Consider the following 5047-nt stretch of genomic DNA (forward strand, 5'->3'; position numbering starts at 1 on the left):
TCGAATTGAGAGAAAATACTATTCAAATGTTTTGTTGGTAAAGTATAATGGAGTAACAGTGAAAATTCAGAATACTTCAGAAACTGAGGGTTTTTTGATTTTCATATGCTGTGCTAAGAGCCTTGAGATGACGTTTGACCTATTCTTTCAGAAAATTCCTTTCATTTTGTGAATTCAAGAAAAGGGAAATATGTCATAGTGACGCTGTTGGTGCAAGCATAGACACAATTAGAAAAATAGGGGGTTTTTATTATGGGACGTTATATTCTTCAGCGGCTGGTTTACGGCCTCATCACGTTCTTCTTGATTGCGACGTTCACATTTTTCCTGATGGACCTGCTTCCAGGTTCGCCGTATCAGAACCAGGAAAAATTAACGGACACGCAAATTCAGATCTTGAACGATCGTTACGGACTCAATGATCCGCTTCCAGTTCGTTACGCGACTTACTTAGGTAACCTTGTCCAAGGCGACCTCGGCGTATCGTTCCGTACGGCCAACCGGCCAGTGACGGAGTTGATCATGGAACGAATCGGACCATCGGCCCAGTTAGGTATTCAGGCACTAGTGCTTGGTACGTTAGCCGGACTATTGCTCGGGATCGTTGCAGCGATTCGCCATAACACGTACATCGATTATGGTTCAATGTTCGTGTCGGTAATCGGGATCTCTGTCCCGTCGTTCGTCTTTGCGGCCCTCCTTCAATACTACGTTGGAGTAAAATGGGGCGTATTGCCTGTCGCGTTCTGGGACTCGCCGGCACATACAATCCTTCCGACCATCTCGTTGTCGCTAGGGGTCACCGCATCGATCGCCCGTTTCGTACGGACCGAAATGCTAGAAGTGACCGGGCAAGACTACGTCACGCTCGCGAAAGCGAAAGGATTAACCGGGAATGCAATCGTGTGGAAACATATGGTGCGTAACGCGATGATTCCGGCGATCACAATCCTTGGACCGATGACTGCTGCGCTACTCACAGGTACGTTCGTTATCGAGAAAATCTTTGCTGTTCCGGGACTTGGTGAATTGTTCGTAACGTCGATTACGTTGAACGACTATTCGGTCATCATGGGCACGACGCTCTTCTTCTCGGCTCTGTTCATTGTAATTATTTTACTTGTTGACTTGCTCTACGGAGTCGTTGACCCACGTATTCGTCTTGGGGGGGATAATTGATGATTGAAAATAAAAAAGATTTCGAGCAGTTCGACCAAGACATGTTCCAACGTGTCGAGATGAACGAACAGCTCGGTGAACGAATTGCCGGAAAAAGTTTGAACTTTTGGCAAGATGCATGGCTTCGTCTCAAGAAAAACAAAGCGGCCATCGTCTCGCTGTCTATTATTTTGATTCTCGTATTGCTCGCGTTGTTCGGTCCGATGCTTTCAGGCCGTGACGCTTATGAACAAAATATCTCGCAAGCTAAACTACCGCCTAAAGTCACAGGACTTGAGTGGGCCGGATTTGACGGCATGGCCAACCTAGGTGGGCGTGACATCAACTTCTATGAACAGAAAAACGTCGAAGAGAATTTCTGGTTCGGAACCGATTACCTTGGCCGTGATCTTTGGTCGCGTGTTTGGGAAGGGACTCGGATCTCGCTCTTCATCGGTTTGATGGCCGCAATCATCGATACGGTCATCGGTGTCGCATACGGCGGCGTCTCGGCTTACTTCGGTGGCCGCATTGACAACATCATGCAACGGATCGTCGAAATTTTGACTGGTGTTCCTAACTTGATCTTGATCATCTTGTTCATCTTGATCTTTGACCCAGGGGTCTTCACCATTATCTTGGCGATGGCCATCACCGGCTGGATCGGGATGAGTCGACTCGTCCGCGGTCAGATTTTGAAACTGAAAAACCAAGAGTTTGTGTTGGCTGCCCGTACGCTCGGTGCCTCAAGTAACCGTTTGATTTTCAAACACTTGATCCCGAACACGCTCGGTGCGATCATTATCACACTCATGTTCACGATTCCATCTGCCATCTTCTTCGAGGCGTTCCTCAGCTTCATCGGGATCGGACTTCAACCGCCACAAGCGTCACTTGGTACGTTGATCAACGACGGATACAAAGAGCTACGGACGTTCCCGTACTTGCTCGTCATCCCGTCAATCATCATCGTTTTGCTCATGGTCAGCTTCAACTTGCTCGCCGATGGCTTGCGTGATGCGTTCGACCCGAAAATGCGTAAATAATTTAAACAGAGGGGGACTCGTGCATGGAAACGATTTTATCTGTCCGAGACTTAGCGGTCTCGTTCCATACGTATGCCGGAACGGTACAAGCCGTCCGCAACGTATCGTTTGATTTGAAAAAAGGCGAGACGCTCGCAATCGTTGGTGAATCGGGTTCTGGTAAATCCGTCACATCGAAAGCGATCATGCGTCTCATTCCGAACCCGCCAGGTGAGATTACGAACGGAGAAATTTTGTTCGAAGGAAAAGACTTGGCGAAGTTGTCAGAAAAAGAAATGTTGAAAATACGGGGACGTGACATCGCGATGATCTTCCAAGATCCGATGACGTCACTCAACCCGACGATGACAATCTTCAAACAGATTGCCGAAGGATTGAAGCAACACCAAGGATTGACGGGGGAAGATGCGAAGAAGCGTACGCTCGAATTGCTCACGCTCGTCGGGATCCCGAACCCAGAGGCACGTCTTAAGCAATATCCGCACCAACTTTCAGGTGGTATGCGTCAACGGATCGTCATCGCGATCGCGCTCGCATGTAACCCAAAAGTATTGATTGCCGATGAGCCGACGACAGCACTTGATGTAACGATCCAAGCTCAAATTTTAGAATTGTTGAAAGACATTCAGCAAAAAACGGGTACGGCTATCATCTTCATCACACACGACCTTGGTGTCGTCGCGAACATGGCTGACCGTGTCGCCGTCATGTACGCCGGTAAAATCGTCGAAAGAGGAACGGTCGATGAGATCTTCTATGAGCCGCGTCACCCGTACGCTTGGGGACTGCTCGGGTCGATGCCGCGTCCGACCGACGATCCGAACGAAGCGCTCCCGGCCATTCCGGGCACACCGCCTAACTTGCTTGACCCGCCGAAAGGCGACGCGTTCGCACCGCGTAATCCGTATGCGATGAAGATTGATTTTGAAAAAGAACCGCCGATGTTCCAAATTAGTGATACACACTATGCAGCGAGCTGGCTCTTGCACCCACAAGCACCGCAAGTGACGCCGCCGAGAGCGATTCGTGAGCTCGCGCTCAAGTATCGTCCTGACAGCGCGTTCGCGAAATCGATTTTGAAAGGTGGTGCTGAATAATGGAACGTGAGAAATTACTAGAAGTACGAGACCTGAAGCAGCACTTTAACATTGGCCGAGGCCGCGTCGTCAAAGCGGTCGACGGCATCTCGTTCGATATTTACAAAGGTGAAGTGCTCGGCCTCGTTGGAGAGTCGGGTTGTGGTAAATCGACGACAGGCCGTACGATCATCGGCCTTTACGATGCAACCGATGGTGATGTTCTTTTCAAAGGTGAGAACGTCCACGGGAAAAAGAATAAGGCTGAAAAGTTGAAATTCAACCGGGCTATGCAGATGATCTTCCAAGATCCGTATGCATCGCTCAACCCGCGTATGACAGTCGCTGACATCATCGCTGAAGGCATCGATATCCACAGCCTTGCCAAGACGAATGAAGACCGGATGAACCGTGTGTACGACCTTCTCGAGACAGTCGGTCTCACGAAAGAGCACGCGAGCCGTTACCCGCATGAATTCTCAGGCGGACAGCGTCAGCGGATCGGGATTGCCCGAGCGCTCGCTGTTGAACCGGAATTCATCATCGCCGATGAGCCGATCTCAGCACTCGACGTGTCGATCCAAGCTCAAGTCGTCAACTTGATGAAAGAGTTGCAACGTGATCGTGATCTCACGTACTTGTTCATCGCCCACGATTTGTCGATGGTCAAGTATATCTCGGACCGGATCGGCGTTATGTATCAAGGCCACCTCGTCGAGCTTGCGCCGGCAGAGCGCCTGTACGAGAACCCGATTCACGCTTATACGAAATCGCTCTTGTCTGCGATCCCGCTTCCGGATCCAGAACACGAACGGACACGTAAACGGATCGTCTATGAGTCTGGCTCACTTGGTGCTGTCGGACGGTCGGATGAAGATTCGAGTATCCCTGCGCTTCGCGAAGTCGAACCAGGTCACTATGTTTCGCTCACAGACGCAGAATATGAGGCGTATAAAGCTCAGCTCGTCTAATATGAAAAGCCCCGAATCCAATTGGATTCGGGGCTTTTTTGCTCAAACGAAAACACCGTGGGAGACCCGGACGGTGTTAGGCGTTTGAGATGCGCGGCAAGTTCGAGAGCCGCTCGACGACGGCATCGATCAAACGGACGCGAGCGAGCGCGTCTTCAATCTCCATCGTCTCGTAATGGTGGAGGCCGCCCGGCTGTTCGACGAACGTATCGGCATCATGGACGAGTTGTTGAAGCGGGGTCCGTTGGATGCGGTTAGGCGGAAGGTAAGAATCCGTATGAAGCAAGATCATGACGGAAATTTCCTTGGCCCGAGCCGGATCTTCTCCGAGCCGGATCAACAGTTTATGTGCGCGTTCCGCGCCTTTGATGGCGTGGATATCGTTTTGGCGATACAAGTCGTAGTTCCACTTACCCTCGGTGTACCATTCGTAATGACCGATGTCGTGGAGCAGTGCAGCCTTCGTTGCTAGATCGGTGTCGAGCCCTCGTCGTGTCGCCAATTCGAGAGCGCGTTCACAAACGTCAACGGCATGTTTTAATCCAGATCGTGTCAAGTATTTCTGGGTGACGTGATGCTGCATGATCGTTTCTAACGTGATTCTCATTCGTGCTCTCCTCCTTGGTGATTTCAAAGATTATTTCTATTAACTATACGGGAATGGATAAGTAAATGCAAATTTGGAACGTGTGAAATCATGATTTTTTACGAGATTGTTCAACATTTTTCAATAGGATGTGCTATAATTCAACTATAGATTAGTGCAACTTTAAGATTTTCAGATACAGTAATGGTT

5 protein-coding genes are annotated in these 5047 nt (G+C 49.7%); 4 read left to right on the top strand and 1 reads right to left on the bottom strand.

Annotation, left to right across the window (positions count from 1 at the left end; translation table 11 throughout):
* Positions 1-252: 252 nt before the first annotated feature.
* Genes opp3b through A6395_RS13815 form a run of 4 tightly spaced genes read left to right on the top strand, consistent with a single transcriptional unit; the run spans position 253 to position 4251 of the window.
* Positions 253-1179: an oligopeptide ABC transporter permease gene (gene opp3b / locus A6395_RS13800; protein ID WP_071399489.1), complete on the top strand. Its 927-nt coding sequence runs from the start codon at positions 253-255 to the stop codon at positions 1177-1179.
* Positions 1179-2204 (top strand): oligopeptide ABC transporter permease, encoded by a 1026-nt coding sequence (gene opp3C / locus A6395_RS13805; protein WP_071399490.1) that lies wholly within the window; start codon positions 1179-1181, stop codon positions 2202-2204. Before opp3b ends, opp3C begins: the two co-directional genes overlap by 1 nt.
* Before the next feature lie 23 nt (positions 2205-2227).
* Positions 2228-3301, top strand: coding sequence for an ABC transporter ATP-binding protein (locus tag A6395_RS13810; RefSeq protein ID WP_071399491.1), 1074 nt, complete (start codon positions 2228-2230; stop codon positions 3299-3301).
* Entirely contained in the window at positions 3301-4251 is a 951-nt protein-coding gene (locus A6395_RS13815; protein WP_071399492.1) for an ABC transporter ATP-binding protein, read from the top strand. Before A6395_RS13810 ends, A6395_RS13815 begins: the two co-directional genes overlap by 1 nt.
* A 76-nt stretch (positions 4252-4327) precedes the next feature.
* On the opposite strand, the gene A6395_RS13820 is transcribed toward A6395_RS13815, so the two are convergent.
* Positions 4328-4858: an HD domain-containing protein gene (locus A6395_RS13820; protein WP_070327633.1), complete on the bottom strand. Its 531-nt coding sequence runs from the start codon at positions 4856-4858 to the stop codon at positions 4328-4330.
* Between the last annotated feature and the right edge of the window lie 189 nt (positions 4859-5047).

The sequence above is a fragment of the Exiguobacterium sp. SH31 genome (assembly GCF_001816105.1).
GTDB lineage: Bacteria > Bacillota > Bacilli > Exiguobacteriales > Exiguobacteriaceae > Exiguobacterium > Exiguobacterium aurantiacum_A.

What these genes read in the sequence shown, in the direction of transcription:
- opp3b (WP_071399489.1), top strand. Translation starts at nt 253, where the DNA reads ATGGGACGTTATATTCTTCAGCGGCTGGTTTACGGCCTCATCACGTTC.
- opp3C (WP_071399490.1), top strand. Translation starts at nt 1,179, where the DNA reads ATGATTGAAAATAAAAAAGATTTCGAGCAGTTCGACCAAGACATGTTC.
- A6395_RS13820 (WP_070327633.1), bottom strand. Translation starts at nt 4,858, where the DNA reads ATGAGAATCACGTTAGAAACGATCATGCAGCATCACGTCACCCAGAAA.
- A6395_RS13815 (WP_071399492.1), top strand. Translation starts at nt 3,301, where the DNA reads ATGGAACGTGAGAAATTACTAGAAGTACGAGACCTGAAGCAGCACTTT.
- A6395_RS13810 (WP_071399491.1), top strand. Translation starts at nt 2,228, where the DNA reads ATGGAAACGATTTTATCTGTCCGAGACTTAGCGGTCTCGTTCCATACG.